Annotated in this window: 23 protein-coding genes; 15 read left to right on the top strand and 8 right to left on the bottom strand. The window is 71.7% G+C overall.

What is annotated here, in order from left to right:
* Positions 1 to 159: 159 nt before the first annotated feature.
* Complete coding sequence (locus OG875_RS05435) at positions 160 to 948, bottom strand: DUF4142 domain-containing protein (RefSeq protein WP_330173088.1); 789 nt, start codon at positions 946 to 948, stop codon at positions 160 to 162.
* Between the two features lie 117 nt (positions 949 to 1,065).
* A complete protein-coding gene (locus tag OG875_RS05430; RefSeq protein WP_330173087.1) occupies positions 1,066 to 2,019 on the bottom strand; it encodes an aminoacyl-tRNA hydrolase in 954 nt (317 codons plus the stop codon).
* Between the two features lie 71 nt (positions 2,020 to 2,090).
* On the opposite strand from OG875_RS05430, the gene OG875_RS05425 reads away from it, so the two are divergent.
* The 4 genes from OG875_RS05425 (at position 2,091) to OG875_RS05410 (ending at position 7,877) form a co-directional block, all read left to right on the top strand.
* A complete protein-coding gene (locus OG875_RS05425) occupies positions 2,091 to 2,765 on the top strand; it encodes an AIM24 family protein (RefSeq protein WP_330173086.1) in 675 nt (224 codons plus the stop codon).
* Positions 2,766 to 2,772: 7 nt separating this feature from the next.
* Positions 2,773 to 3,780, top strand: coding sequence for an ABC transporter ATP-binding protein (locus OG875_RS05420; protein ID WP_330173085.1), 1,008 nt, complete (start codon positions 2,773 to 2,775; stop codon positions 3,778 to 3,780).
* The gene (locus tag OG875_RS05415) at positions 3,777 to 4,445 is read left to right on the top strand and encodes an ABC transporter (RefSeq protein ID WP_330173084.1); all 669 of its coding nucleotides are present in this window, start codon (positions 3,777 to 3,779) and stop codon (positions 4,443 to 4,445) included. Before OG875_RS05420 ends, OG875_RS05415 begins: the two co-directional genes overlap by 4 nt.
* Positions 4,446 to 5,204: 759 nt before the next feature.
* Positions 5,205 to 7,877, top strand: coding sequence for a hypothetical protein (locus tag OG875_RS05410; RefSeq protein ID WP_330173083.1), 2,673 nt, complete (start codon positions 5,205 to 5,207; stop codon positions 7,875 to 7,877).
* A gap of 238 nt (positions 7,878 to 8,115) precedes the next feature.
* On the opposite strand, the gene OG875_RS05405 is transcribed toward OG875_RS05410, so the two are convergent.
* On the bottom strand, positions 8,116 to 9,042 hold the full coding sequence (locus OG875_RS05405) for a GNAT family N-acetyltransferase (RefSeq protein ID WP_330173082.1): 927 nt from the start codon (positions 9,040 to 9,042) through the stop codon (positions 8,116 to 8,118).
* A 167-nt stretch (positions 9,043 to 9,209) separates the two neighbouring features.
* Here OG875_RS05405 and OG875_RS05400 point away from each other — a divergent pair, with 167 nt between their 5' ends.
* On the top strand, positions 9,210 to 9,470 hold the full coding sequence (locus tag OG875_RS05400; RefSeq protein WP_330173081.1) for a hypothetical protein: 261 nt from the start codon (positions 9,210 to 9,212) through the stop codon (positions 9,468 to 9,470).
* A 125-nt stretch (positions 9,471 to 9,595) separates the two neighbouring features.
* Here OG875_RS05400 and OG875_RS05395 read toward each other — a convergent pair whose 3' ends face one another.
* Complete coding sequence (locus OG875_RS05395) at positions 9,596 to 10,552, bottom strand: polysaccharide deacetylase family protein (protein ID WP_330177607.1); 957 nt, start codon at positions 10,550 to 10,552, stop codon at positions 9,596 to 9,598.
* A gap of 156 nt (positions 10,553 to 10,708) precedes the next feature.
* Between OG875_RS05395 and OG875_RS05390 the strand changes: the two genes are divergently transcribed.
* The 3 genes from OG875_RS05390 to OG875_RS05380 all read left to right on the top strand — a co-directional run bounded on the left by OG875_RS05390 (position 10,709) and on the right by OG875_RS05380 (position 14,325).
* Positions 10,709 to 11,218: a hypothetical protein gene (locus OG875_RS05390; RefSeq protein ID WP_330173080.1), complete on the top strand. Its 510-nt coding sequence runs from the start codon at positions 10,709 to 10,711 to the stop codon at positions 11,216 to 11,218.
* Positions 11,219 to 11,452: 234 nt separating this feature from the next.
* The gene (locus OG875_RS05385) at positions 11,453 to 12,856 is read left to right on the top strand and encodes a flotillin family protein (protein WP_330173079.1); all 1,404 of its coding nucleotides are present in this window, start codon (positions 11,453 to 11,455) and stop codon (positions 12,854 to 12,856) included.
* A 182-nt stretch (positions 12,857 to 13,038) separates the two neighbouring features.
* Positions 13,039 to 14,325 (top strand): S1 family peptidase, encoded by a 1,287-nt coding sequence (locus OG875_RS05380; protein ID WP_330173078.1) that lies wholly within the window; start codon positions 13,039 to 13,041, stop codon positions 14,323 to 14,325.
* A 935-nt stretch (positions 14,326 to 15,260) separates the two neighbouring features.
* On the opposite strand, the gene OG875_RS05375 is transcribed toward OG875_RS05380, so the two are convergent.
* From OG875_RS05375 to OG875_RS05360, 4 genes are all read right to left on the bottom strand, one after another.
* Complete coding sequence (locus tag OG875_RS05375; RefSeq protein WP_330173077.1) at positions 15,261 to 16,622, bottom strand: alkaline phosphatase PhoX; 1,362 nt, start codon at positions 16,620 to 16,622, stop codon at positions 15,261 to 15,263.
* A gap of 154 nt (positions 16,623 to 16,776) precedes the next feature.
* The gene (locus OG875_RS05370) at positions 16,777 to 17,202 is read right to left on the bottom strand and encodes an OsmC family protein (protein WP_330173076.1); all 426 of its coding nucleotides are present in this window, start codon (positions 17,200 to 17,202) and stop codon (positions 16,777 to 16,779) included.
* A gap of 93 nt (positions 17,203 to 17,295) precedes the next feature.
* Positions 17,296 to 18,375: a cell division protein ZapE gene (zapE, locus tag OG875_RS05365; RefSeq protein WP_443079070.1), complete on the bottom strand. Its 1,080-nt coding sequence runs from the start codon at positions 18,373 to 18,375 to the stop codon at positions 17,296 to 17,298.
* A gap of 145 nt (positions 18,376 to 18,520) precedes the next feature.
* A complete protein-coding gene (locus OG875_RS05360; RefSeq protein ID WP_330173075.1) occupies positions 18,521 to 18,868 on the bottom strand; it encodes a DUF1330 domain-containing protein in 348 nt (115 codons plus the stop codon).
* Between the two features lie 286 nt (positions 18,869 to 19,154).
* Here OG875_RS05360 and OG875_RS05355 point away from each other — a divergent pair, with 286 nt between their 5' ends.
* The 7 genes from OG875_RS05355 (at position 19,155) to OG875_RS05325 (ending at position 26,069) form a co-directional block, all read left to right on the top strand.
* Entirely contained in the window at positions 19,155 to 20,030 is an 876-nt protein-coding gene (locus tag OG875_RS05355; protein ID WP_330173074.1) for a pyrimidine reductase family protein, read from the top strand.
* 127 nt (positions 20,031 to 20,157) lie between these two features.
* Positions 20,158 to 20,685: an indole-3-glycerol phosphate synthase gene (locus OG875_RS05350; RefSeq protein WP_330173073.1), complete on the top strand. Its 528-nt coding sequence runs from the start codon at positions 20,158 to 20,160 to the stop codon at positions 20,683 to 20,685.
* Positions 20,686 to 20,820: 135 nt separating this feature from the next.
* Positions 20,821 to 22,221, top strand: a complete 1,401-nt coding sequence (murC, locus tag OG875_RS05345) for a UDP-N-acetylmuramate--L-alanine ligase (protein WP_330173072.1) — start codon at positions 20,821 to 20,823, stop codon at positions 22,219 to 22,221.
* 34 nt (positions 22,222 to 22,255) lie between these two features.
* Positions 22,256 to 22,663, top strand: a complete 408-nt coding sequence (gene msrB, locus OG875_RS05340) for a peptide-methionine (R)-S-oxide reductase MsrB (protein WP_330173071.1) — start codon at positions 22,256 to 22,258, stop codon at positions 22,661 to 22,663.
* Between the two features lie 421 nt (positions 22,664 to 23,084).
* Positions 23,085 to 24,590, top strand: a complete 1,506-nt coding sequence (locus OG875_RS05335) for a M20/M25/M40 family metallo-hydrolase (RefSeq protein ID WP_330173070.1) — start codon at positions 23,085 to 23,087, stop codon at positions 24,588 to 24,590.
* 16 nt (positions 24,591 to 24,606) lie between these two features.
* Positions 24,607 to 25,161 carry a histidine phosphatase family protein gene (locus OG875_RS05330; RefSeq protein ID WP_330173069.1) on the top strand — a complete coding sequence of 185 codons (555 nt, stop codon included), beginning with the start codon at positions 24,607 to 24,609 and terminating at the stop codon, positions 25,159 to 25,161.
* 512 nt (positions 25,162 to 25,673) lie between these two features.
* Positions 25,674 to 26,069: a VOC family protein gene (locus OG875_RS05325; protein ID WP_330173068.1), complete on the top strand. Its 396-nt coding sequence runs from the start codon at positions 25,674 to 25,676 to the stop codon at positions 26,067 to 26,069.
* The last annotated feature ends 71 nt before the right edge of the window (positions 26,070 to 26,140 follow it).

The following is a 26,140-nucleotide window of genomic DNA, read 5'->3' as shown; positions in this document are numbered from 1 at the left end:
CTCCCCCTCCTCCGTGCCCCGGCGACCGCCGGTTCAGGGGTAATGGCCCCGCCGGGTGCCGGTGAACCCGGAGGAGGGGACGTTCAGAGCATCATTTGAGGTTCCCGGGCCCGTCGGACCGCCGGTACGCGGTCCCGGGCCCGGCCTCCGAACGCCGGCTTACGGCGTCGGTTCGTCGCCCGTGACCGGCGGGCGGTTGGTGTTGATGGCGGTCGGCGGGCCCGGCTGCGTGGACGGCCGGGAGGTGAACGAGCTGTCCCCGGTCGGCGAAGCGGCCGGCGGCGACGGGGGCAGGTTCCCGTCCGGCGGCGGCGGGCCGGTCGGGCTGGCGGTCTTGGTGCCCGCGGCCTCCCGCGCGATCGCGTCGAAGTCGACGAGCCCGGTGCCCTCCAGCATCGTGATGTGGTCGAGCACCGTCTGGTTGGCGTCGGTCGCGAGCTGCCGTATCAGGGTGTTGCGGGTCGTGTGTCTGACCTCGGCGATCAGCGCGAACACCTTGCCGTGCGCGTTGCGCAGCAGGTTGGCGAACTTACGGTCGTACTCGGCTCCCGTCGCCGCCGACAACTCCCGCAGCCAGCCCTGCTGGAGCTCGTTGGGCTGGTTCGGCAGGGCGACGCCGAGCTTCGCGGCCACGTCGCGCGCGCGGACGTCCAGGTCGGTGTGCCCGACGACCAGGTGGTCGCCCGCGTCCTTGATGGCCTGGCTCGGGGCCCGCTCGATCGCCTGCTGTCCGGCGGGCAGTTCCCACAACCCCGCCAGTCGCACCTTCACGAGGAAGTCGCGGTCCGTCGCCGAGAGCGGTCCCCACTGGGTGGACACGCTCGACGCCGCGAGATTCGCCTCCCCCGTGCCGGATCGGTCGGCGTACGACCAGACAGGAAAGGCCAGGGCCCCTACCGTCGCGACGAGTGCCGCGATGATGAGTGCCGTGCCGTTGATACGTCGCAACAAAGTGTCTCCCGAGCCGATGAGCAACCGCTTACCACCGCAGAATCAACCGCGCACAGAGCGGCCGTTCAACCTACTTAGCAGTATGGGGAGATACGAATGTACGCCCGCGAGTGTTCAACGCCGTAGCGCCGGATGATCTGCCACCACCGTGCTCGACCCTGGTGCGATTTCCGTGAAACCGGCATCCCGGACCAACGGCAGCCCGCCGCTGGTCAGTTCGCGCCAGCGCGCCGGATCGGCCGTTCGAACGGCGAGTGTGAAACCCGTCTCACACCACGCCTCGCGGTCCTGCTCCGACAGCCTGTACCAGGCCAGTTGCGCGCCGTGACCGGCCTGCGCCATCGCCTTGCCCGCCGACATCCCGAGGTCGGGATTGAGCCACAGTACGGGCGTGGCCGGGTCGGCGGCGGGCGGAGGCGCGGGGTCGTCCAGTTCGGTACCCGAGACCTGGAGCTTCGCCAGCTCCTTGGGCCAGCCGTCCAGCGGGACGGGCGGGAAGACCCGTACCTCCGCGTACGGGGCGAAGGCGGGCGTTTCGTACGTCCCCAGGTTCTCCGCACCCGGAGTCGGAGCCGCAGGGCGGGGCGAAGCCGCAACCTCACCCGGAGTCGGAGTCGGAGCCGAAGCCGGGGCGGGGGCCGCCGGGCTGGTCACCGTGATTCCCGGCAGCCCGGACGCCTTCCGCCACTCGCCGCCGCGCGCCCGGCGCACCACCTTGCGGATACGGGCGTCCTGCCAGTCCCGCATCGCCCGAGCCCACTCACCCTCATCTCCGCCCTCGCCGCCCCCGCCCGTCGACCGCTCGTCGGCGAGCATCAGGAGTACGGCGCGGGCCGCGGCCTCCAGCGCGTCGGTGCGGGTCGGCGGCGCGGCCTTCTCGATCCGTACCACCAGCGGCAGCACGAACTGCGGCGCCTCGTCGCGCGCGGTCCGCTCATGCCGGAACGGACTGTCGGCGGGATCGCCGGAACCGCTCGCCGGACTGTCGGCGGCCGGGTCGCCGGGACCGCTCGCCTGGCCGTCGGACGGGTCCGCAGCTCCGGTGCCTGGGGTGTTGTCGATGCTCACGGGGCCAGTGTGCCAGTCCCGCTCGGCCGGTTTGTTGGCGGAACGCGACCCTCCGGGGGACGATGCCCGGCATGAAGAGCGACCTTTTTGCCAGCGAGAACATGGCGCAGCAGGCGACCGCCCCCGGGATGAGCCTCCAGAACGCCAAATCCGTCAAATACGCCGTCAACGGCGAAATGCACGCGCGCCAGGGGTCGATGATCGCCTTCCGCGGCAACCTCCAGTTCGAGCGCAAGGGCCAGGGCATCGGCGGGATGCTCAAGCGCGCCGTCACCGGTGAGGGCCTGGCGCTGATGGCTGTCAGGGGTCAGGGCGAGGCGTGGTTCGCGCACGAGGCGGCGAACTGCTTCATCGTCGACCTCGACCAGGGCGACGTGCTCACCGTCAACGGCCGCAACGTCCTGTGCTTCGACGCCACGCTCTCCTACGAGATCAAGACAGTGAAGGGCGCCGGCATGAGCAGCGGCCTCTTCAACAGCGTCTTCACCGGATACGGGAAGCTCGCCATCATCTGTGAGGGCAACCCCATCGTGATCCCCGTCACCGCGCAGGAGCCGGTCTGCGTGGACACGGACGCCGTCGTCGGCTGGAGCGCGCACCTGGACACCTCGCTGCACCGTTCACAGTCCTTGGGCTCGATGATTCGCGGTGGTTCCGGCGAGGCCGTCCAGCTCAGACTCCAGGGCGAGGGCTTCGTCATCGTCCGGCCGAGCGAGCTGACGCCCACCAAGCCGTCCGGAAACTGACCCGCACGTGGAACTGCGAGGAGTGGGCCGCCGCTACGGTCTCGGCGGCCCCTGGGTACTGCGCGGCGTCGACCTCTCGCTGCCGCCCGGCCGCCTGATCCGGGTCGAGGGCGTCAACGGCAGCGGCAAGTCCACCCTGCTGCGGCTGGTCGCCGGGATCGACGCGCCGACCGAGGGCCGTGTCACCGGCCGGCCCGGCCGTACGGCGTACGTCCCCGAACGCTTCCCCGTCGCGCTGCCCTTCACCGCCGTCGGATATCTGACCCACCTGGGCCGGATCCACGGACTGCGCGGCGCCGGGGCGGCGTCCCGCGCGGGGGAGTGGCTCGAACGCTTCGGAGCCGGGGAGCACGCCCGTACGCCGCTCGCCGAACTGTCCAAGGGCACCAGCCAGAAGGTCGCCGTCGCGCAGGCGCTGCTCGCCGTGCCGGAGCTGCTGGTGCTGGACGAGGCGTGGACGGGGCTCGACACCGCCGCCCGTGCCCAGCTCGACCTGGTTGTGGCGGAGCGTGTGGCGGCCGGCGGCACCGTCGTCTTCGTGGACCACGACCCCCGGCGCCTGGCCGGGGCCGCCGACGCCGTGTACGCGGTGGCCGGGAACGCCCTCGTACGCGGTACGGCGGCGGACTTCCCGGCCGAACAGGGGCCCCGCGTACGGGTGGTGGCCGTCGCGCCACCGGGTGCCGCGCTCCCGCAGGGGCTGCCCGGCGCCCCCACCCGCGAGCACGAGCCCGAGCACGGGCCCGAACGTAGGCCCGAGGACGGGACCGTTCTGCTGAGCGTCGCCGCCGCACACTCCGACGCGTTGCTCCGTGCCCTGCTGACGGCGCGCCCGGCCTGGCACATCCGGGAGGTGCGCGCACCCGAGAGCGAACCGGGCACGGCGGAAGCGGCGAACGCGATGAACGTGATCAACGTGACGAACGCGGCGGACGAGATGAACGCGACGGACGAGTCGAACGCCGTGGGCGCGAAAGGTACGACGGAACAGATCAGGGAGCACATCAGGCCATGACCGCGCTGTTCCGTTACCACCTCGCCATGCTGCTGCGGTCGCAACGCTGGCTCTCGCCGCTCCTGCTCTACATGGTCCTCCTCGCTGTCGGCGTCGACAGCTCCGGAGGAGTGCTCGACTCCCTCGGGCTCTCCGCCGCCGCGCTGCTGCCGGTCACCGCCTGGCTGGTCCGGATCTGCGTCACGCAGGAACCGGACGCCGCACGTGACGTGACGGCCGCCGCCACGGGGATGCCCCGCGCCCATCTCGCCGCGCTGCTCACCGCGACGGTCTGCGCGGCGGCGATCGGTCTCGTCGGTACGGCGGTCGTCACGGCGATCGCCAACCCACGGCGCGTCGAAGACCTGGTGGACATCACGCCGCTGAGCGCCGGGACGAGCGGACTGCTCGGTGCCCTGGTCTGTCTCCTGACCGGAGTCACGGTCGGTGCCCTGTTCTCCCGCCCGCTGCTGCGCGGCCGGGGCTGGTCGATCCTGCTGACGGGGCTTTTCTCGCTGCTGGCGCTGGTCGCCCCCGGCTCCCCGGCGAACACGGTCGTCAACGATCTGGTGAACAGCTCGCACGGCGGCGGGATCCCCACCCACGCCCCGCCGCTGGCCGCCGCCGCGCTGATCGCGGCCCTGGCCGGGGGCGCGGTCTGCGTCCTGGGCACCCGGCGCGGCTGAGCAGCCCAGCCGAACGGCACGTCTGCGCGGCGCGTCTGCGCGGCACGTCTGCGCGGTGGGCCTGCGTGGCGGGCCTGCACGGCGGGACCGTACGGCACCCGCCCCGCCGGACACGCCCGACCCGCGCGCCCCGCCGGAGACGCCCGACCTGCGCGACACGCCGGAGACGCCCGACCCGTCCCGCCCCCCCGGAGACGCCCGACCCGCGCGATCCGGTGGAGGTGCCCCCGGCCGGGCGCTTCACCTCCCGGGTCGGACGAACCAGACACCCGATGAATCCGCGCCTGGTGGCAGTTCGGACTGCATGGCAGGTGCGCGGCGCCGACCGCACGCTCAACGCCCTTGACGGACATAGCCGTTGGTGTAGCACGGCTTGCGCAGACCCTTGACAGAAGCGGCGGGCCGCTCGACCATTCACCAAACATGGGATGTAAGCGTGCGGTTCAGGTCCTCAGCCCCCCGGAGGCATCTCTCGGACGTACGCGAGTTTTCCAGCGAACGCCCTACCCGTTCGTCCTTCGGTACCCGGGCCTGAGCGCCCGTCGCCGACCCGGCACGCCTTAAGCACGCTTGAGCACTCCTGAACGACCTTGCTTGCCCTTGCACGCCCCTGCACGCCCTTGAACGCGCGCGAAACGTACGTGAACTCATGTGAACGCAGGTGAACACACCTGATGATCGCGCGCGTTGCCCGGCTCCCCACGCCCACTCTCGATTACTCAGAGTAATCGTCTCGTCGCACATGGGAAGGACCCACCCGTGTCACCACAAGGTTCGATCACGCGAAGGCTGCTGCGCCGCGTCGGCCCGATCGCGGCATCCCTCGGTCTGATCCTGACGGCACCCGTCGTCCAGACCGCCACCGCCGCGGCCTCCGTGACGCTCTACGCGTCGCCGTCCGGGACAGGTTCGACCTGTTCCTCCTCGGCCCCGTGTTCCCTGTCCGGTGCCCAGGCGGCGGTACGCACGCGTATCGCCGCCGACCCGTCGGCGGACGTCACCGTACTGCTGGCCGACGGTGTGTACCGCCTGTCGAGCACCTGGTCCCTCGGCCGGGCGGACTCGGGCACGCCCGGCCACCCGGTGGTGTGGAAGGCCGCTCCGGGGGCGCGCCCGGTGATCTCGGGGGCCTCACGGGTCACCGGCTGGACCCAGCGCGGAACGACGGGGGTGTGGTCCGCCCCGGTGCCCAGCACCAGCAACAGCCGCCAGCTCTACATCGACGGCCGTAAGGTCCCGATAGCGCAGGCGACCCCGGCGAGCCTGGGATTCCGGGGTTCGTGGACCGGTACGTCGACGGGCTACACGATCTCCGGTGACCAGGCGGCGATGGCGTGGTTCGGCTCGCTGACCGCGAGCCAGGTGGCGGGAGTCGAGTTCGCCTACCCCGGTGGCAACGGGCCGTGGACCGAGTCGAGATGCCGCGTGGCGAGCTTCTCCGCGTCGGCCGGCACGCTGAGGATGAGCCAGCCCTGCTGGACCAATGTGACCGCCCGTGCGTCGTACGCGCAGGCCAGTGGCGGTCTGCCGTCCATGTCGACCCAGACGATGCCCGCCCGGATCGAGAACGCGCAGACCCTGATCGCTTCCGGGCAGTGGTTCCTGGACGGCCCCGGCGGCACGTTGTACTACCGGCCTTCCGCAGGGCAGCAGATGTCCGCCCTCGACGTGGAACTGCCGCGCCTGGAGACCCTGGTCCAGGGCGCCGGTACGCTCGCCGCGCCCATCCACGACATCACCTTCAGCGGCCTCCAGTTCTCGTACGCGACCTGGAACGCTCCCTCGACCAGCGCCGGGTTCTCCGACGTGCAGAGCAATCTGCGGATGACCGGCGCGAACAACCAGGGAATGTGCGGGTTCTCCAATCCGGCGGGAAGCTGCCCCTGGGGATCGCTGACCCAGCCCCTGGCGAACGTCTCGTTCACCGCCTCGAAGAACATCACGCTCACCGGCAACCGGTTCACCGGACTCGGCGGAGCCGGACTGGGCGTGATGTACGGAGCGGCCAACACCCTCATTCAGGGCAACGAGTTCACCGACATCGCCTCCACCGGGATCCTCCTCGGCTGCACCTACGACCCGCTGCCGACGAACCCGGCCGACGCCGCCGGGATCAAGCAGAACTGCACGCCCAACGGGGCGAGTGAGACCGCCACGATCGGCACCAACGAAATCCTTACCGGCACCACCGTGGCGGACAACGTCATCCATCACATCGGCACCGACTACTCCTCGGCCAGCGGCATCACCCTGCTGTTCTCGCAGAACACGACCATCACCCGGAACAACCTGTACGACCTGCCGTACACCGGCATCACCGCCGGAGTCATCCAGGGGCACGTCAATCAGGCGACCACCCCGCAGAACACCACCAACATCAACAGCTCCAACACCATCAGCAACAACATCCTCCACGACTACCTGTCCGTCCGCAGCGACGGCGGCGCCGTCTACGTCGAGGGACACCAGGCGCAGTACGTGTACCAGTCGGACGGCACGACGATCGACCCGGTGCGGACCCTGGCCAAGGGCCTTCAGGTCACCGGCAACGTCGCCTACAACGGCCCCACGACCAACTTCACCTACTACAACGACGCCGGCTCGGAATGGATCAACTGGCAGGGAAACATCGCCTTCCGGGCCGGTGACAAGTCACACGGCGGCTGTAGCCCCACGGGCCACTTCTGGATCACCAACAATTACTTCTCCGCCGGCATCCAGTCGTACCCCTGCGCCCAGCCGATCGACACCCACGCGAGCGGGAACACGACCATCCCGGCCAACCCCCGGCCGGCCGACCTTCCGCAAGCCCTGCTGCGCGGCGCGGGCACAGGCTCCGGTTCCTTCACACCGGCCCTCTCCGTCCCCGCGAAGATCTTCTACGTGTCGCCCACCGCCAACGCGACGGAGGTCCTCGTCGCCGGTGAGGGCTTCGGCCCGGCGACGACCGTCTACATCGGCACCACCCCGGTCTCGAACGTGACCCGCCTGTCCAGCGGATTCATGATCGTCCCGGTTCCGGCCGGCACCTCGGCCGGGCAGATCTCCGTCACTCCCCAGGTCCCCGGATCCATCCGGCTCAACGACGACGACGGCGCGATCAGCTACAGCGGATTCTCGTACGCGGGCGGCCGTTCCTACGGCGACCATCAGAACGACGTCCACTACGCGACAGCGAACGGGTCGACCGCGTCGCTCACCTTCACCGGCACCAAAGTCACGGTGTACGGCGAGCAGAACACCGACCAGGGAAACATCGGCATCAGCATCGACGGCGGGCCGCAGCAGGTCGTCAGCACACTGCCCAGCGACGGCGTACGCCATGCGAACGTCGCGGTGTTCACGTCCGGTCAGCTCTCCTCGGGGAGACACACCATCGTGGTGACCAAGCTGTCCGGCCAATACAGCACCCTCGACGGATTCACCATATGAGCGGTGAGCGAATCGGTGTCGACGGGTGCTGAGCCGCGCCACCGACACGCGGCGCTGACCCGCCGCACCGACATGCGGTACTGACAGAAGAAACCGCACCGGAGAAACCGCCGCCCCCTCCTCGTATCGAACCGGAGGGGGCGGCGGACGGTCGCCCGGCCGCGCGGGAGCCGGTCGGCCGGTCAGGTGGTCAAGTGATCAGCCGGTCAGGTGATCCGGTGATCCGGTGATCCGGCGGTCATGTGGCCGCCGGGGAACGCAGTTCCTTCCGGAAGACCGTCGAGTTGTGCCGGACGCCCATGCCCACTGCGCGGTAGAAGTCCACCGCGCCGGTGTCCGAGTGCGTCCACAGCGTGCAGGAACGTCGGCCCGCCCGGTGGAACGCGCGGAACGAGTGGCGCAGCAGCAGCCGGGCGATGCCGAGACGCCGATGGCTGCGGCGTACGGCGACCTGTTCCAGATAGCCCTCGTCCGCGCCCGGAACGTCCAACGCCAGCGCCGTTCCCACGAGTTGGCCGTCGGCGAACGCCAGGGCCGACTGGTCCGGGGCGAACGCGGGCCGCTCGACGGTGCGCAGGGCCCACTCCTCGTACGCCGCCCGCCGCTCCTGCCACTCGTCGAACGCGTCCTCGACGAGCAGATGGACGGCGGGCCCGTCACCGTCACGGTACGGCCGTACGCTCACACCCGTCGGCGACCGCGGCAGGGCGGGTTCGTCCGGCATGCGGAACTCCATCAGCCACGACGTCAGCAGCGGGTCGTACCCCCACGCGCGCAGCAGCGCGCCCGCGCCGGCGTTCCCGTCGGGCACGATCTGTACGAGCCGGTCCGCGCCGGCCTGTCGTCCCCGCTCCTGCGCCCAGCGGAGCAGCGCCGTACCCAGTCCCCGGCCCCGGTGCTCCGGATGCACGTCGATCTCCGAGCGCCGGTCCACCCAGGCCCATGCCGCCGGACTTCCGGTCCGGTCGAACACGAGCACGGTGTCCAACTCCGGCACCAGCCTGGGGCGCCCGAGATCCGCGATGATCGCGCCCACGTCCTTGCGGGGCCGCTCGTATACCTCCCGGTCGCACTCCGTGATCAGGGCGTGGATCGCCGGGACGTCGTCGGCGCGCGCGGGCCGCGCGTGGTAGCCGAAAGGCAGGACCGGGGCAATCAAGGTCATCGGCAGACCGTAACCGAACCCGCCGGAATCCCGCTCCCATCGCCCCTCGGATGCCTCTTCCCGCTCCGCGAAAGGGGTTTCTCAACGGGCGTGTGGGGCAATCGGTGGTCAAGGACCCACGACGTCGTGTCGTCCCGTCGTCAACGACCGGATCGAGCTGATCACTCATGAAGCGTATTGCTCTTGCTCCTCGCGCGGTACGGCAGTTGCGGCGGGTGCGTTCCGTCTATCTGGTGGGGACGCTGCTGTCCGTGCTGGGGCTGTTCCTTCAGTCGGGGCGGGTGAGCAGCGGGCGGCAGGCGGAGATCGCGATGGTGCTGGTGGTGGTGTTCGCCGGGTTGCTGGCGGTGACCGTGGTGCAGTTGTGGCGGCATCAGCGGACCGTGCATTGCGGGACATCGAAGCGACTGACCCGCCGCTCGGTCTGACCCCCTCGGCCCGACCCTTCTCCGTCCGGCCCTTCTCCGTCCGGCCTTCTCTGTCCGACCGCCCTTGGTCCGGGACGGCAGCGCGACCTCCGCCCGGGAGGGCACCGTACGCACGAGGCGCGCGCTCAGCCCTTCATCAGCTCCGACACCTTCACGAAGCGGTAGCCGCGCGCCCGCAGCGCGGGCACGATCGCACGAACGGCCTCGTCCGTCACGGGCGCCGCGCCCGTCGTGCAGTGCATGACCACCACCGAGCCGGGGCGCACCTCGGCCAGCACCCGTTCGGCCACCGCTTCCGCGTCCGTCGCGAAGGCGTCACCACTGACCACGTCCCACTGGACCGCCGTCAGGCCGGCCGGGGCCAGGGCCCGCAGGGTCGAGGTGTCGTAACAGCCGCCGGGGAAACGGAAGTACGGCACGACCTGCCGCACCCCCGCCTTCCGGAACGCGCCGAACGCCCGCCGCACGTCGGCGGCCAACTCCTTCCGGGCCAGCACGGGCAGCCCGTGGCAGTCGGGCGTGAAGGAGTGGTGGCTGTACGAGTGGTTCGCGACCTCGAACAGAGGGTCCGAGCCGATCTCGCGCGCCTGGTACGGGTACTCCTCCGCCCACCGGCCGGTCATGAAGACCGTCGCCGGGACCTCCAGCCGGCGCAGTGAGGAGATCAGGGCCGGGTTGTCGAACCGCTCGCCACGGGCGGCGCCCGGCCCCTGATCGGGCGTCATGTCCGCGTCGAAGGTGAGCGCGACCGTTTTGCCCCCCGCGCCCGCGCGTGTCCCGGTTTCCGCGCCCGACCGCGCCCCCGCCCTGATCTCCTCCGTGCCCGTGCCCGTCCTTGTCCCCGTCCGCGCCTCCCTCCCCGTCGCGCCCGCCGGTTCCGGGCCCCGCAGGAAGACCGGCATCAGGGCCGGGTGCTCGGGCCCCGCGGGCCGCTGCGCCGTGGCCGTCGCGGAGGGCGGTTTCGCCGGCCGGGCGACGGGGTCCTTCCCGGCGGCCCCGGCACCGCATCCGACGAGCGCGGTGCCCAGCGTGGTCACGGCGGCGATGCTTCGGGTGATGCTTCTCCGTACATTTATAGTCATATCGGAAAAAATAGTGGACCGGGTGTTCGTCATGCGGTTACGGCACTCGAAGATTGCCGGAACTCGGCAGTGCTCCCTTCCGGGGACCGTGGGAAAATTGCGTCCCATTCAAGGGTTCAAGGGGGTCCGGCGAGAGAGCCGGAGGAGGGACGACCCATGGATGTGTTCCTCGGTCTCGGTATCGCGGGCGTGGTCCTGCTGGCCGTGGCGCTGATCTTCGACGGCATCTTCGAGGGCCTGTTCGGCGGAGTGCTCGACGGCCTGTTCGCGGGCCTGCTGTCGTTGCCGGTCGTGGCGGGATTCGTCGCGATGCTGGGCTTCGGCGGCGCGATCGTGCTCGGTACGACCGACCTCGGTGTCGGCGCCGCCGTCGCGGTGGGCGCCGTCGCCGGAGCGGTCACCGGACTGCTCGCCTGGAAGCTCGGACGGGTACTGATGCGTGATCAGACGGACGCCACGCCACGGGGAGCGGACCTCCTCGGTACGTCGGGGTCCGTGGTCACGGCCATTCCCACCGACGGGTACGGCGAGGTGATGCTCCGGGTGGCGGGACAGCCGGTCAAGTTCGCCGCGAAGTGCCCGGTGCCCCTCGCGCGGGGTGCCGAGGTCTGGGTGGAGTCGACGCTGTCGTCCACCTCGGTGGGGGTCCGGCCCGTCGAACGCTGAGCACCCCGGCACCCGTGCTCATTCTCCCGGTCGGCCGCCGAACCGCCGCCCGGCCCTCCGGCGTCCCCCAGATGCGTCGTCCAACGCCCTGCGCCCGCCGTCGGCCTCGGCAGCCGTACTCACAGCCGTCACGTCAAACGCCCACACGTCACACGCCTGCACGTCATACATCCACCGATCCCACATCAGCGTCGCGCACATCCACATCACGCACATCAGCACAGGGGGAACCAGATGAGCCCAGTGATCATCGCGGTGGCGGGAGTCGTCGTACTCCTCGTCCTGCTCGCTCTTGTCGTCATCACCCGCTACAAGGTCGCCGGACCCAGCGAGGCGTTCATCATCACCGGCCGCCGGGGCAAGTCGTCCACGGACCCCGTCACCGGCCGGACCGTCACCGACAACAGCGGCCAGAAGGTCGTGGTCGGCGGCGGAGTCTTCGTCGTCCCGTTCGTCCAGCAGAAGTTCACCCTCGACCTGTCCAGCCGGCACATCCCCGTCGCCGTCCGGGGCGCGGTCACCCTGCGCGGGGTCAAGGCCCATCTCGAAGGCGTCGCCATCGTCAAGGTCGGCGGCAACGAGGACGCCATCCGGGCCGCCGCCCAGCGCTTCCTGCGCCAGCAGAAGGGCATCGTCGGCTTCACCCAGGAGGTGCTCTCCGGCGCGCTGCGCGCCATCGTCGGCCGGATGGCGGTCGAGGACATCATCCGTGACCGTGCCGCGTTCGCCGGTCAGGTCGCGGAGGAGGCCGAGGCCAGCCTGTCCGGGCAGGGGCTGATCCTGGACGCCTTCCAGATCCAGGACATCACCACCGAGGGCTCCTACCTGGAGGACCTCGGCCGTCCCGAGGCCGCGCGCGCCCGGCAGGAGGCGGACATCGCCGAGGCGATCGCCAAGCGGGCCTCCGAGCAGGCCCGGCTCAAGGCCGCCGAGGAGATCGCGGTGGCCGAGCGGACCTTCTACCTGAAGCAGGCGGAGATCAAGGTCGAGACCGAGGCGGCCAAGGCCAAGGCGAACGCGGCGGGCCCGCTGGCCGAGGCCGCACGCCAGCAGGAGGTACTCGGTGAGCAGGAGAAGGTGGCCCAGCGCCAGGCCGCGCTGACGGACCGTCAACTCGACACCCAGGTACGCAAGCCCGCCGACGCCGCCCGCTACCAGGCCGAACAGGAGGCCGAGGCCCGCCGTATCGCGCAGGTCAAGCAGGCCGAGGCGGACGCCGACCGGTCGCGGCTGACCGGTGAGGGCGAGAAGCTGCGCCGCGCGGCCCTCGCCGAGGCCGTACGCATCGAGGGCGAGGCGGAGGCCGACGCGATCACGGCGCGCGGTACGGCGGAGGCCGGGGCCATGCACAAGAAGGCGGACGCGTTCGCCCGGTACGGTGACGCGGCCGTCCTCCAGATGCTGGTCGAGGTGCTGCCGTCCGTCGTGGCCAAGGCGTCCGAGCCGCTGAGCGCGATCGACAAGATGACCGTCATCTCCACGGACGGCGCGAGCCAGCTGTCCCGCACGGTCACGGCCAACGTCGCGCAGGGACTGGAACTGCTGACGTCGACCACCGGGGTCGACCTCACGGAGCTGCTCAAGGGCCTTTCGCAGCGCGCCGGTTCGACGACTCCCGCGGTCACTCCGAAAGCCTGAGACACCCCATCCTCCACTGATCTGACGCATCGTCAGGGAGTGGATGCGGAGAGGCCGACCGGACCGGCGTGTCCGGCCGGCCTCTCCGCCTTCCCCTCACTTTCCTGTTCTCCGCTGAACACAACTCGCGCGGCGCCCGTATCAAGGGGCCACTCCGTAATCCCCCCACAGGAGGCGACGAGTTGAGTCACAGGCGAATATCCAAGGGCAAGGCCGTACTCGCGGGAGCCGGGGCGGTGGGTGTCGCTGCTGCGGCGATCCTGCTGCCGAACGCCAACGCGTCCCAGTCCGGCACGGACGACGGCGCGGGCGGCGCGGGACAGAACCCGAGGACGGTCAGCGCCGCGTCGGCGCCGGAGATCGTCGCGCGACTGTCCGACCAGCTCGGCGAGGACTACGCGGGGGCGTGGTACGACACGCAGAAGAAGCAGGTCGTGGTGAATGTCGCCGACGGCGGCGGCGAGTCGGCCGCGCGGGTGCGCGCCGCGGGCGCCGTGGCCAGAAGCGTGCCGAACAGTATGGGTGAACTCCGGTCCGCCACCGGCACGTTGGCCCGGGTGGCGACCGTCCCCGGCACCGCGTGGGCGGTCGACCCCCGGACCAACAAGGTCGTGGTCACCGCCGACCGTACGGTGACCGGCGAGCGCTGGGACACCGTGGAGTCGGCCGTACGCTCCCTCGGTGACGGCATGGCCCGGCTCCAGAAGTCGGCGGGAGAGTTCAAACCGTTCCTGGAGGGCGGCGACGCCATCTTCGGCGGCGGGGCCCGCTGTTCGCTCGGCTTCAACGTCCTGGCGCAGGACGGCACACCCGGCTTCCTCACGGCCGGGCACTGCGGCGTCGGGGCCGATCAGTGGTCCGAGGCGCAGAACGGCGCGCCCGTCGGTACGGTCCAGGCCGCGACCTTCCCCGGCGACGGGGACTTCGCGCTGGTCACATACGACGACCCGGCGGTGGACGCGCCGAGCGAGGTGGACCTCGGCGACGGGCAGATCCTGCCGATCGGGCAGGCGGGTGAGGCCGCTGTGGGCCTGGAGGTGATCCGGATGGGCAGCACGACCGGCCTGTCCGACGGTACGGTCACCGGTCTCAACGCCACCGTCAACTACGCGGAGGGCTCCGTCAGCGGGCTCATCCAGACCAACGTCTGCGCCGAGCCCGGCGACAGCGGCGGTCCTCTGTTCACGGCGGACGGCACCGCGATCGGTCTCACGTCGGGCGGCAGCGGCGACTGCACGTCGGGCGGCGAGACGTTCTTCCAGCCGGTGACCACGGCGCTGGCCGCCGTGGGCGCGGAGATCGGCGCGGGCGGTGGCGCGGGCGCCGGTGCCGGTGACGAGGGTGACGGCGAAGAGGGCGCCGAGCAGGGCACGGGCGGCGCCGGAGCCGACGACAACGGCAACGGCAACGGTATCGGCGACGAGAGCGGCGTCGGCGACCAGGGCGTGGACGCCGGCGACAACCACTGACGGCGCCCGGCGCCCGGCTGACACCGACCGCCGAATACCGAACGCCGAACACGAGGAGGGCCGGACGGGCGTCAAGCACCCCGTCCGGCCCTCTCGTACGGCTGTACGGCTTCACAGCCCCTACCGACCCCACGACCCGTCGCCCGAGCCGAAGCCCGGCTGCTCGGGCTGCCGTGCCAGGTTCGGTCCTGACGTCCGGCCGCGCGGGCCGCCGAGCCCGGTCCGGCCCTGAGGCCCGGCCGCTCGGGCTGCCGTGCCAGGTTCGGCCCTGAGGCCCGTCAGGCCACCGAGCCCAGCCTGGCTGCTCAGCCCGGTCCAGCCCTGAGGCCCGGCCGCGCGGGCCGCCGAGCCAGGCCCGGCAGGGCACCGAGCCCAGCCTGGCTGCTCAGCCCGGTCCAGCCCTGAGGCCCGGCCGCTCGGGCTGCCGTGCCAGGCCCGGCAGGGCACCGAGCCCAGCCCGGAGCCGAAGCCCGGCTGTTCGGGCTGCCGTGCCCGTTCGGTCCTGAGGCGGCCCGGCAGGGCACCGTGCCTGGTCCGGTCCTGAGGCCCGGCTGTTCGGGCTGCCGTGCCTGGTCCGGCCCTGAGGCCCGGCCGCTCGGGCTGCCGTGCCCGTTCGGTCCTGAGGCGGCCCGTCAGGCCACCGAGCCCAGCCTGGCTGCTCAGCCTGGTCCGGCCCTGAGGCCCGGCCGCTCGGGCTGCCGGGCCAGGCCCGGCAGGCCACCGAGCCCAGCCCGGAGCCGAAGCCGGCCGCTCGGGCTGCCGTGCCCGTTCGGTCCTGAGGCGGCCCGGCACGCCGCCGAGCCGAAGCCCACCCCTCAAGCCCCGCCGTCAGGCCGTCGTGCCCGGTCCGGTCCTCAGGCCCGCCCCCTCAGGCGCCCGAGCCGAAGCCCAGCCCCTCAGGCAGCCCTGCCAGCCCGGTGCTCAGGCCCGAGCCCTCAGTGCCACGGCCCCGTCACCGCGTATGTCGTCCCCGGTGTGTAGCAGTTCACGTACATCGTCCGGCCGTCCGGCGCGAACGTGACTCCCGCGAACTCACCCCACTCCGGGTCCTCCGGCGTTCCGATGTTCTCCGCGCCGCGCGCCATCTCGTAGAGCTCGCCGTGCCGCGTCAGCCCGTACACGTGCTGCGCGCCGCCGCCGTCCTCGCACACCATCAGCCCGCCGCTCGGCGCCAGACAGATGTTGTCGGGCGACTCGCCGGGCAGCTGGATGTCCGTGTCCGGACCGAAGGCGATCACCAGCGTGAGCCGACGCCGCTGCGGTTCGTACTTCCACACCTGTCCGTAGTGGTCGGCCGCCGAGCCCTCCGCGCTCTTCGCGAAGCTCGACACGAAGTACACGGCCCGGTCGCCCCAGTAACAGCCCTCCAGTTTCTGGGCGTGCGTGATGCCCTTCTTCCCGAAGTCCTGGAGGCGGATGGGTGTTTCCCGCGCCTGCGAGTCCGGCACGGGCACCCACTCGACGCGGTCGAACGTCGCGCCCGGCTCCAGGATCGCCGACAGGTCCGGTACACCGGGGACACGCATCGCCTCCAGCGTGCCGCCCGCGCGCAGCGACCCGAGGCCGCCGAGCGGCTTCTCGGGCAGGAAGCGGTAGAAGAGACCGAACGGCCGCTCGAACGCGTCCTCCGTCTCGTACACCACTCCCGTACGCGGGTCGACGGCGATCGCCTCGTGCTGGAAGCGGCCCATCGCCTTCAGCGGTACGGCGCCCGTACGGCGCGGATCGGCGCCGTCGACCTCGAAGATGAAGCCGTGGTCCTTGGTGTAGCCGTTGGTACCGGCCTTGTCCTCGGTCTCCTCGCAGGTCAGCCAGGTCCCCCAAGGGGACGGCCCGCCCGCGCAGTTGACGGCGGTGCCCGCGATGGCGACGCGCTCGCCGAGGACGTTGTTGCGCCCGTCGAGTTCGAGCGCCGTACAGCCGCCCTTGCCCATCGGGTCGTAGGTCAGGCCGTCGACGGTCGGGACGCCGATCTTTCCGTCGGCCCGGTTCTCGTGGTTGCGGACCAGATGGACCCGGCCCCGGCGCCCGGCGAAGGCGGCCATCCCGTCGGGATTGCTGGGTACCTGGCCCTCTCCCGAGGACAGTTCCTCGCCCGTTCGGGACAGGACGCGGTATCGGAAACCTTTCGGCAGATCGAGCAGGCCGTCCGGGTCGGGGACGAGCGGCCCGTAGCCGCCCCGTCCCATTTCTTGTGCGGCGGCGGTGCCGGCGAACAGCTCCGACACCGCTCCGGTGAACGCGATTCCGGCGACCGATGCTCCGGTGGCCAGGACCTGACGTCGTGTTGCGGACATGAAGGCAACTCCCTGTTGGCGGACAGGAAACGTGACCCGCACGTGTGTATCACGGGCGTACCACACCCGAGAACCGTGCGGGCCACAGAGCCTCATGTGTCCTGAGGGATCAGTGGTTCGGCCGAACCACTGATCCCGGGACGAAAGGGGCCGGTCAGGCGAGCGAGGCGGTGAGCGTGATGCTCGTGCCCGCGAGCGCCTGGCTGACCGGGCAGTTCGCCTTCGCGTCCTCGGCGGCCTTCACGAAGCCCGCCTCGTCCAGGCCCTCGACCTCGCCCTGGACCGTGATGTGCACGCCGGTGATCCCGGTGCCGGGCACCAGCGTCACCTCGGCCTGCGTGGTCAGCTTGGTCGGCGGGGTGCCGGCCTTGGCCAGGCCGTTGGACAGGGCCATCGAGAAGCAGCTGGAGTGAGCGGCGGCGATCAGCTCTTCGGGGCTGGTCTTGCCGTTCGCCTGCTCGGCGCGGGAGGCCCAGGAAACCGGCTGCTCGGCGATGCCGGAGGAGTCGAACGTGACGACTCCGCTCCCCTTGAGGAGGTCGCCTTCCCAGACGGTGTGTGCCTGGCGCGTGGTAGCCATGGTGACGTGAACCCTTCTGTATCGGGCACGCGAGAGCCGATCGATGCCGCATGATCACGTGTCTCGCGCACCGCACATCGTTACGGTCCGAACTTACTCGCCGAGCAGGCCCTTCGCGTCGCGTGCCAGCGCTGTGAGACGTGAGATCGCACGGAAGTACTTCTTCCGGTAGCCGCCGTTCAGCATCTCGTCGCTGAAAAGCCGGTCGAAGGGCAGCCCGGACGCCAGAATCGGTATCTCCCGGTCGTACAACCGGTCCGCGAGGACGACCAGGCGCAGCGCCGTCGACTGGTCGGGCACGGCGCCGACGTCCGTGAAGCAGGCGACCCGCAGACCCTCCGTCAGCGCGCCGTAGCGGCTGGGATGGACGGTGGCCAGATGGGCGAGCAGCGCGGGGAAGTCGTCCAGGCTGGCGCCCTCGGTCGCGTGCGCGGCGCGCTCCACCCGCTCGGTGCTCAGCGGGGCGGGCGCCTCGGGCAGGCCCCGGTGCCGGTAGTCCTCGCCGTCGATGCGCAGCGGGCGGAAGCGGGCGGACAGGCCCTGGATCTCCCGCATGAAGTCGGCGGCGGCGAAGCGGCCCTCGCCGAGCTTGCCGGGCAGTGTGTTGGAGGTGGCGGCGAGCGCCACACCCGCCTCCACCAGACGGCTGAGCAGGGTCGACACGAGGACGGTGTCGCCCGGGTCGTCCAGCTCGAACTCGTCGATGCAGAGCAGCCGGTGGCCGCTCAGGGTCCGTACGGTCTGCTGGAAACCGAGCGCGCCGACGAGGTTCGTCAACTCGACGAAGGTGCCGAACGCCTTCTGTTCCGGTTCGGCGGGGGTCGCGTGCCAGAGGGAGGCGAGGAGATGCGTCTTGCCGACGCCGTAACCGCCGTCGAGGTAGACACCACGGGGGCCGGCCGGCTCCGTTCGGCCGCTCCGCCCGAACCAGCGCCGCTTGCCTTCCCGGCCGTTGTCGCCGACGAGCCCGGCCGCGAAGGCGCTCAGTACGGTGACGGCCTCGGTCTGGCTGGGTTGTTCCGGGTCGGGGACGTACGTGGCGAACCGTACGGAGTCGAAACGGGGCGGCGGCACCATCTCGGCGACCAGCCGCTCGGCCGCGACACGCGGCTCCCGCGCGCAGAGGGACACGGGGCTGGAGCTGGACGCCGGTTCGGCGGGGGAGACGGACACGATGTCCCACTCTAGGCCGTCCCGGACCCGGCCCCCGTCCAGCCGTACGGGACTCCCGCCCGTCCGGGCGGACGCGCCCCGGTGCCCCCACCGGTGGCGCCGCCCGCCCCTCCGGCTGTCGGCCGCGCCGGGCTCGGACCTGCGGCTACTCGTCGGGCAGGGCCGCCCGCATCGCCTGGGCGGTGGCAGCGGGGTCGTAGCCGTCGGGGACGCCCTCGACCAGGATGATGTCGCCCTCGATGTGCCGTGCGCGCAGGGGCGCGATCTCCTGGTACGCGGGGGAGTCCCACCAGGCGCGTGCCTCGGCGATGCCGGGGAAGCCGATCACCACGACGTTTCCGGGCCAGCTGCCCTCCTTCACCTCGTGCTGGGCCGCGTGCACGAGGAATCGGCCGCCGTGCGGCTCGAACGTGGCGCCGATGCGCTCGACGTACTTCACGATCTCGGGGACGAGCGCGGCCTCTCGCAGGTGAGCTATGGCATAGGCGGGCATGGTGTCCTCCCGGTCGGTCGGGCGTGTTGTTCGGTCGGGCCGCGTGCGGGCCGTACGTACGTGTCGGTCGGGCTACGGGTCGGGCGTACGCACGCGTCGCGAACGCGCGAGGCACCGCCGCCCCGGCTCGGGCTCCGTACGCCGCCGATCATGGCATGCGGGGGCACCCGGGGTCGGGGCCTTTCCCGGTCGGCCGTACGGGCTCCCGCCCACCCCCGCCCCCGGCGCCCGTGAGTCGTGTCGCGGCGCACGATCCGGTGCGGCGCCGCGTGTCAGACTGCTGCGCATGCGACGCCTGTTCCCCGTGACCGAGCAGACCGACCGGAACGACCGGAACGACGACTCCGGCCGGAACGACGGGTCCCACCGGAACCACGGGTCCGGCCGGAACCACGGGTCCGACCGTGCCAACGAGTCCGACCGCGAGTGGACGCTGGACGAACTGGCCGACGCGTACGCGTACCCCGCCACCCTCGGCACCTCCCACGGCGCCCCGCACTGGCTGCGCGCCAACATGGTCTCCACCCTCGACGGCGCCGCCCAGCACGACGGCCGCTCGCAGGCCATCTCCTCCGCCGCCGACATGCGCGTCTTCGGCACGCTGCGCGCCCTCGCGGATGTCGTCGTCGCCGGTGCTGAAACGGTTCGTCTGGAGGGCTACCGCCCCGCCCGCGCCCGGGACGCCTTCGCCGCGCGCCGCGCCGCCGCCGGTCAGGCGCCCGCGCCCGCGATCGCCGTGGTCAGCGCGAGTCTGAACCTGGACTTCTCGCTCCCCCTCTTCACCTCGCCCCTCGTCCCGACCCTGGTCCTGACCGGCGCCGCCGCGCCCCCCGCCCGCGTGCGCGCCGCCGAGAAGGCGGGCGCGCGGGTGCTCGTGGCCGGGGACGGGTCCGCCGTCGATCCCGCGCGCGCGGTCGCGGCCCTCGCCGAACGGGGTCTGACACGCCAGTTGACCGAGGGCGGCCCCCGTCTGCTCGGCCAGTTCGTGGCGGCCGGAGTGCTGGACGAACTCTGTCTGTCCGTCTCGCCGCTGCTCACGGCGGGCACCGCCCAGCGCATCACCGGCGGCCCCGAGATCCCGGACCCCGGACGGTTCGCGCTGGCCGCCCTGCTGGAGGAGGGCGGGTTCCTTTTCACCCGGTACCGGCGGATCCGACATTGAGCGGAATTCACCGTTCCGGTTAGCCCCCGCTGGGCACACTTACTCACGCAGACCCCCGTGCGGACACGGGGAAGGATGGTTTCCTCAGTGGGCCTCAGCGGCCCCTGAACGACGAAGGGCGCCTGTCGTGTTCACAAGCGTATTGATGATCGAGAAGCCCCTGTCGTCCGTGGACGTCGACTTCGTCACCACGCTCCACGGTGACGAGGACGTCGCCTTCATCCTGCTCATGCAGCCCCGCGGCGACCAGGCCGACGCGCTGCTCCGGGCCATCGACGACGTCGCGTACGGCGAGCTGAGAGAAGCCGGCCGCGAGGGCGACGAGCCCGAGGGCGCCGAGGCCCGGGGCCCGGCCGGGATCGCGCTCGCCCACTCGCTGTCCGTGCTGCGCGCGGCGGGCCGGGAAGCCACCGGAGTGGTGGTCGACAAGCACCCGCTGGACCATCTCAAGGCCGTGGTGGAGCAGGCGTCCGCCGACGAGGTGATCGTGCTCACCGAACCGCACTACGTGGAGGAGTTCTTCCACCGCGACTGGGCCTCGCGCGCCCGCCACAAGGTCGGCGTGCCCGTGCTCAAGCTGTTCGCCCACAGCGCGGAGGCGGACGACGCGGACGGCGGCGCCGGTGGCGGCGCTACGGGAGGCGGCGGCGCCTGACGGGCGGCCGGAGGGTCCGGGTGGCGGGGCCGGAGCGAATAGGCTGGGCGGGCGCCGACGGCACACGGCCGCCGGCCCGCGCGGGCCCGCACCCGCGGCGGCCCGCACCCCGTCGCACCACCTGGGAGAACACGTATGGCACCCGGTATCCCCACCGCCATGGAACGGCCGCACTTCATCGGCATCGGCGGCGCCGGAATGTCCGGGATCGCGAAGATTCTCACCCAGCGCGGCGCCAAGGTCGCGGGCAGTGACGCCAAGGAGTCCGGCACCGCCGAGGCCCTGCGCGCCCTCGGCGCCACCGTCCACATCGGCCACGCCGCCGACCACCTCGCCGACGACGCCTCGTGCGTCGTCGTCTCCAGCGCGATCCGGGCGGACAACCCCGAGCTGGTACGGGCCGCCGAGCTGTCCGTCCCGGTCGTGCACCGCTCCGACGCCCTCGCCGCCCTGATGGGCGACGGCCTGCGGTCCCTCGCCGTCGCCGGCACGCACGGCAAGACGACGACGACCTCCATGCTGGCCGTCGCCCTCACGGAGCTGGGCCTCGACCCCTCGTACGCCATCGGCGGCGACGTCGACGGCCCCGGCACCAACGCCCGCCACGGCGAGGGAACGATCTTCGTCGCGGAGGCGGACGAGAGCGACCGGAGCTTCCAGAAGTACGACCCCGAGGTCGCCATCGTCCTCAACGTCGAACTCGACCACCACGCCAACTACGCCTCCATGGACGAGATCTACGAGTCCTTCGAGACCTTCGTCGGCAAGATCGTCCCCGGCGGCGCCCTGGTGATCACCGCCGACCAGCCCGGCGCCGTCGAACTGACCGGCAGGATCCGCGACCGCTCCACGGTCAAGGTCGTGACGTACGGCGAGACGCCGGGCGCGGACGTACGTGTCCACAAGGTCACCGCACGCGGTCTGACCAGCGAGGTCACCGTCATGCTCGACGGCCGTCTCCTCACCTTCACCGTCTCCGTCCCCGGCCGCCACTACGCCCACAACGCCGTGGCCGCCCTCGCGGCGGGCGTCGCGCTCGGCGTCCCCGCGCACAATCTCGCCTCCGCGCTCGGCAAGTACACCGGCGTCAAGCGCCGTCTCCAGCTCAAGGGCGAGGCGAACGGCGTGCAGGTCATCGACTCGTACGCGCATCACCCCACCGAGATGGCCGCCGACCTGGAGGCCATGCGCGCCGCCGCAGCTCCCGGATCCCGGCTGCTCGTCGTCTTCCAGCCGCACCTCTTCTCACGCACCCAGGAACTCGGTACGGAGATGGGCCAGGCCCTCGCCCTCGCCGACGGGTCCGTCGTCCTGGACATCTACCCGGCCCGCGAGGACCCGATCCCCGGCATCACCAGCGAGCTGATCATGGACGCGGCGAAGGCGGCGGGCGCCGACGTACGGGCCGTGCACGACAGCGCCGAGGTGCCCGAGGCCGTGGCGGGAATGGCGAGGCCCGGGGATCTCGTTCTCACCATGGGGGCGGGGGACGTCACGGACCTCGGTCCCGAGATCCTGGCCCGCCTGTCCCGCTGATGCGCGTCCCACCGGCGTGCGAGGAAGGAAAGTCATGGCGTACGACATCGACAAGCCCGACGAGCAGTGGCGCGAGGAGCTGACCCCGGCCGAGTACGCGGTGCTGCGCCAGGCCGGCACCGAGCCCGCTTTCGTGGGTGAGTACACCGACACCAAGACGACCGGCGTCTACTCCTGTCGCGCGTGCGGCGCGGAGCTGTTCCGCTCCGACACGAAGTTCGAGTCGCACTGCGGCTGGCCGTCGTTCTTCGACCCGAAGGACACCGACGCGGTCGAGCTGATCGAGGACCGCTCGATGGGCATGGCCCGCACCGAGGTCCGCTGCTCACGCTGCGGGTCTCATCTCGGGCACGTCTTCGAGGGCGAGGGCTACCCGACACCGACGGACCAGCGCTACTGCATCAACTCGATCTCCCTGCGGCTGACCCCCGACGAAGCCTGACACCAGGTCGGGGCAGCACGACACACGGCGGCGAACGGTCCAAGGGCCGTTCGCCGTCCGGTCGTTGGGCGCGCTGTCGGACCGCGCCGGCCGCCTACGTCACGATGCTTGTCCAGGCGCCGGGGCGAGGGCGAGCCGGCGCCCTCGGTGACCTTGGAGTCGCGGAGGTGGATGGTGGTGGGGCAGGCGGCGACCGGCCGCCGGTCCTCCCGCTGGAGGCGCGGAGCGGGCGTGGGCCGCTGATCGTGGAGGCGCCGGGGAGTCCGTGGGAGGGTGCGGGACCGGGTGCCGGTGGGCAGGACCGTAAGGGCGGAACTGGACCTTCCGCACTGATCGGACGGTCCGGCTCGGCGGCCTTGTGGCGGGATGGCGCTTCCCCGACGATGAAGCGCCGGTCCCTCGCTTTCGGAAAGGATTTTCCATGCCCGAGAAGCCCGCTGGAACGCCCGACAGCCCCGACAGCCCGCACGACCCGCGCCATCCGCACGACCCGCACGACGCGCGCCGCCCGCGCCGGAGAACCGTGCTCACCTCGGCCGCCGTGACCGCCGCCGCCGGAGTCCCGCTGATCGCCGCCGCCGGGCAGGCCGCCGCCGCGCCCGGCGGTGGCCCGCGCGGGCGGGAGCACGGCGGCGGGTCCGCCACCGTACAGGCCCCCGACCGGGAGTTGCGGAAGCTGCTCGGGGAGATCGACAAGGACCGGATCGAGGCGACCGTACGGCGGCTCGCGGCGTTCGGGACCCGGCACACACTGTCGGTCCAGGACGACCCGGAGCGCGGTATCGGCGCCGCGCGTGACTGGATCCTGGCGGAGCTGCGGACGTACGCGGCGGTCTCCGGCGGCCGGATGACCGCCGAGCTCCAGTCGTACATCCAGGAACCGGCCTCGCGCATACCCGTCGCGACACGGATCACCAACGTCGTCGCCACGCTGCGCGGTTCGGTGACGCCCGAGCGCGTCTACGTCGTCGCCGGGCACTACGACTCGCGGGCCTCGGACGTGATGGACGCGACGAGTGACGCCCCCGGCGCGGATGACGACGCGTCAGGTGTCGCGCTGGTGATGGAACTCGCGCGGGTGATGGCGAAGCGGCGCCCGGCGGCGACGATCGTGTTCGTGGCGGTCGCGGGCGAGGAGCAGGGACTGTACGGATCGGGTTACGCGGCACGGCAGTTCAAGGCGGCGGGCACCGATGTGCAGGGCATGTTCACCAACGACATCATCGGCAGCTCGCGTGCCGACGACGGCACCCGCGACCCGTACACGGTGCGGCTCTTCGCCGAGGGCGTGCCGTCGTCCGAGACCCCGGCGCAGGCGAGTACGCGGCGCTCGGTGGGCGGCGAGAACGACTCGGCGACCCGCCAACTGGCCAGGTTCGTCAGGGACGTCGGGGACAACGACGCGACCGGCATGAACGTGCGCGTGGTCTACCGGCGCGACCGGTACCTACGCGGGGGCGACCACATCCCGTTCCTCGAACAGGGCTACGCGGCGGCCCGGTTCACCGAACCGGCCGAGGACTTCGCGCACCAGCACCAGGACGTACGGGTGGAGGACGGCAAGCAGTACGGCGACCTGCCGGAGTTCTGCGACTTCGGTTACATCTCCCGCGTCACGAAGGTGAACGGCGCGGTGCTGTGGACCCTGGCCCAGGCGCCGGGCACCCCGCGCGAGGCGCGGATCGTGACCAGCAACCTCACCAACGACACCGAACTCAAATGGGCGTTGGGGACGGAGCCGGACCTGGCGGGCTACGAGGTGGTGTGGCGGGAGACGACGGAGCCGGAGTGGACCCACGTCATCAAGGTGGGGCTCACCACCACGCACACGGTGGACCTGTCCAAGGACAATGTCTTCTTCGGCGTCCGCGCGGTGGGCCGGAACGGCAAGCGCAGTCCCGTGGCCTTCCCCTCACCCGGAAACTGATGGAGCGTCAACTGCCATGAGCGTCCGACTCGTCTACGAGACCCATGCCACCACCACCGACAACGAGGCCGGTCTCGCGACGGGTTGGCGCCCCGGCGAGCTGTCGGCGGCGGGCCGGCGGCAGGCCGCCGAACTCGGCGACCGCCGCCGCGACGACGGGATCGACGTGGTGTACACCTCCGACCTGGCACGGGCGGTGGACACCGCGCGGATCGCGTTCGCCGGGACGGCGGTGCCGCTGCTCCAGGACGTACGGCTGCGGGAGTGCGACTACGGCCACTTCACCGGCCGCCCGCTGGCCGAACTCCGCCCGCGCCGCGCCCGCCACCTCATGGAACCCTTCCTCGACGGCCAGAGCTACCGCGACGTGCAGCGCTCCACGGCGGACTTCCTGCGCGAACTGAGCGCGGAACGCGACGGCCAACGCGTCCTGGTCGTCGCCCACTCGGCCAACCGCTGGGCCCTGGCCTCCCTCCTCGGCGGCACGCCGCTGCGCGAGGCGATCGAGGAGCCGCCGGACTGGTGGCGGCCGGGCTGGGAGTACGAACTTCCGGCGGGCTGGACACCGTAGCCCCGGAGCGGCCCCGCCGTGCGCGGTGTTCCGACGGGCTGGTCCGACGGCACACAAGGCACGGCGGGGCGCTCGGGGCGGTCGGGACCACGCCGGAAGCGGGCTCCGCCGGAACGCGTCGGCCTTCCGGCGACGTCCGGCGACGTCCGGCGGCGAACGCGTCGACGGACCCGGCACCCTCACCCAGGGCCGGCGTTCCACGCGCTGATCCGCGCGGCGAGCGCGGTCAGTCCGCTGTCCCCGGGCGGTACGCCGAACTGGAAGCGTTTCCCTTTCACGGGTACGTGACGGACTCCCCGCCGGTGACTGAGGTGTTCGGCGGTGACCCTCGCTGGTCGGTCTGTGCAGCGAAACCGTGCGGGCGGCCGTCCGCGCCCATCGTCACCGCACTCCACCTGGCCGCCCGGTCCGCCGGTCCGGGCGGGGACCGTGGCCGGGTCGGTGCCGCTCGCCACGCCCGGTGGCCCGCACGCGGCCTTGCCCGGCGCTGGTCATACGTATAACGTGCGGCCATGCCCTCCCTCGCCCTGGTCACCTTCCTCGTCCGCGACTACGACGAGTCCGTCGCATTCTTCACCGGCCCCCTCGGCTTCGACCTGGTCGAGGACACCGACCGGGGCGACGGCACCCGCTGGGTGGTCGTACGGCCGCGCGGCGGCGACGCCGCGCTTCTCCTGGCCCGCGCGTCCGACGACGGGCAGCGGGCGCGCGTGGGCGGGCAGACGGGCGGCCGGGTGGCGTTCTTCCTCCACACGGACGACTTCGCGCGCGACCACGCCCGGATGACGGCGGGCGGCGTCCGCTTCCTGGAGGAGCCCCGCCACGAGCCCTACGGCTCGGTGGCGGTCTTCGAGGACCTGTACGGCAACCGCTGGGACCTCCTCCAGCCGGCGACCGCCACGCCCTGAGACGGGGCGGAGCGACGCGCACCCGGACACGCGCACCCGGACAGGCACACCCGGCCGGTCGGACCCGGATG

The sequence above is a fragment of the Streptomyces sp. NBC_01498 genome (genome assembly GCF_036327775.1).
In the GTDB taxonomy this organism is placed as follows: domain Bacteria; phylum Actinomycetota; class Actinomycetes; order Streptomycetales; family Streptomycetaceae; genus Streptomyces.
This window is presented reverse-complemented; position numbering and strand designations above follow the sequence as displayed.

Bases quoted from the DNA above. Each gene is read 5' to 3' on its own strand.
- OG875_RS05425 (WP_330173086.1), top strand. From the start codon at position 2,091: ATGAAGAGCGACCTTTTTGCCAGCGAGAACATGGCGCAGCAGGCGACC.
- OG875_RS05415 (WP_330173084.1), top strand. From the start codon at position 3,777: ATGACCGCGCTGTTCCGTTACCACCTCGCCATGCTGCTGCGGTCGCAA.
- OG875_RS05405 (WP_330173082.1), bottom strand. From the start codon at position 9,042: ATGACCTTGATTGCCCCGGTCCTGCCTTTCGGCTACCACGCGCGGCCC.
- OG875_RS05400 (WP_330173081.1), top strand. From the start codon at position 9,210: ATGAAGCGTATTGCTCTTGCTCCTCGCGCGGTACGGCAGTTGCGGCGG.
- OG875_RS05395 (WP_330177607.1), bottom strand. From the start codon at position 10,552: ATGACTATAAATGTACGGAGAAGCATCACCCGAAGCATCGCCGCCGTG.
- OG875_RS05390 (WP_330173080.1), top strand. From the start codon at position 10,709: ATGGATGTGTTCCTCGGTCTCGGTATCGCGGGCGTGGTCCTGCTGGCC.
- OG875_RS05385 (WP_330173079.1), top strand. From the start codon at position 11,453: ATGAGCCCAGTGATCATCGCGGTGGCGGGAGTCGTCGTACTCCTCGTC.
- OG875_RS05375 (WP_330173077.1), bottom strand. From the start codon at position 16,622: ATGTCCGCAACACGACGTCAGGTCCTGGCCACCGGAGCATCGGTCGCC.
- OG875_RS05370 (WP_330173076.1), bottom strand. From the start codon at position 17,202: ATGGCTACCACGCGCCAGGCACACACCGTCTGGGAAGGCGACCTCCTC.
- OG875_RS05360 (WP_330173075.1), bottom strand. From the start codon at position 18,868: ATGCCCGCCTATGCCATAGCTCACCTGCGAGAGGCCGCGCTCGTCCCC.
- OG875_RS05355 (WP_330173074.1), top strand. From the start codon at position 19,155: ATGCGACGCCTGTTCCCCGTGACCGAGCAGACCGACCGGAACGACCGG.
- murC (WP_330173072.1), top strand. From the start codon at position 20,821: ATGGCACCCGGTATCCCCACCGCCATGGAACGGCCGCACTTCATCGGC.
- msrB (WP_330173071.1), top strand. From the start codon at position 22,256: ATGGCGTACGACATCGACAAGCCCGACGAGCAGTGGCGCGAGGAGCTG.
- OG875_RS05335 (WP_330173070.1), top strand. From the start codon at position 23,085: ATGCCCGAGAAGCCCGCTGGAACGCCCGACAGCCCCGACAGCCCGCAC.
- OG875_RS05330 (WP_330173069.1), top strand. From the start codon at position 24,607: ATGAGCGTCCGACTCGTCTACGAGACCCATGCCACCACCACCGACAAC.
- OG875_RS05325 (WP_330173068.1), top strand. From the start codon at position 25,674: ATGCCCTCCCTCGCCCTGGTCACCTTCCTCGTCCGCGACTACGACGAG.